At 54.5% G+C, this 1,045-nt stretch carries 1 protein-coding gene; it reads left to right on the top strand.

The window, feature by feature from the left end; all coding sequences use genetic code 11:
- Nucleotides 1-296: 296 nt before the first annotated feature.
- A partial coding sequence (locus tag NW820_RS12640) for an acyl-CoA desaturase (RefSeq protein ID WP_414407674.1) occupies nt 297-1,045 on the top strand: 749 nt, incomplete at its 3' end.

Genomic DNA, 1,045 nt, shown 5'->3' with positions numbered 1-1,045 from the left:
CTGAAGAATTGCGGCGGGCTGCAAGTGACGCTTGCATTTACGGTGGAATACCGCTAGGCTTAATGTCAAGCGAGAGGATGTCGGCAGCGTTGCCTCTGCTCCTCTTCTTCCTGTGTAGCCAAGTTCATCACAGCGGAGCACATAGCAAGTCACCGCTGGCTATGGCGGTGTCTTCGGGGGTTTGACTCCGTTTTCACGTTGGGCCGCTGTTATCCGGCGGCCTTGACTTGGGCTTTGTGTTTTGGCTCTTTCCTAGTCAGTCTAGTCTACTTCTTCTTCTGAGGTTTTGTGGGTTCATGACCACTTCTTTTTCTCGCCAATCGCTGAATCATCCCGCTCCGCTCAATCGGCCCGAGCCCCAAGAGTCCTTTCGGTTTGCTTGGGAACATGTGCTCTTCTTTGCCATTTTTCACGTGGTGGCTTTGGTGGGAGGCATTTTCTTCTTCTCCTGGCCCGCTCTGGGAGTAGCCCTATTTCTCCACTGGTGTTTCGGCAGCTTAGGCATCTGCTTGGGGTACCACCGCCTGCTCAGCCATCGTAGTTTCCAGGTGCCCAAGTGGCTGGAATATGTCTTCACGACTCTCGGTGCCCTGGCCGTTCAAGGGGGGCCGATCTTTTGGGTGGGCGGCCATCGTCAGCACCACGCCTTCACCGAAGACGAGGAGAAGGATCCCTATTCTGCTCGTAAGGGCTTTTGGTGGAGCCACATACTCTGGCTGATCTACCACCGCGAAGAATTTTTCAACCCTGAGAAGTATTCTGCCTTTGCGCCGGACTTGGCTCGGGATCCCTTCTACCGCTGGCTGGATAGGTATGCTCTGCTTTTGCAACTGCCGTTGGCTGCAATACTCTACCTGCTGGGGGGCTGGTCATTCGTCGTGTACGGTATCTTTGTGCGGACAGTGCTGCTACTGCATTGCACCTGGTTAATCAACTCGGCCAGCCACTTCTGGGGTTACCGGACTTTCGAGAGCAATGACAATGCTCGTAACCTTTGGTGGGCGGCGATTCTGACCTATGGTGAAGGGTGGCACAACAACCATCA

Source organism: Synechococcus sp. R55.7 (assembly GCF_047461955.1).
Lineage (GTDB): Bacteria > Cyanobacteriota > Cyanobacteriia > Thermostichales > Thermostichaceae > Thermostichus.
Note: the sequence above shows the minus strand (reverse complement) of the source record. Positions and strands in the feature narration are given on the sequence as shown.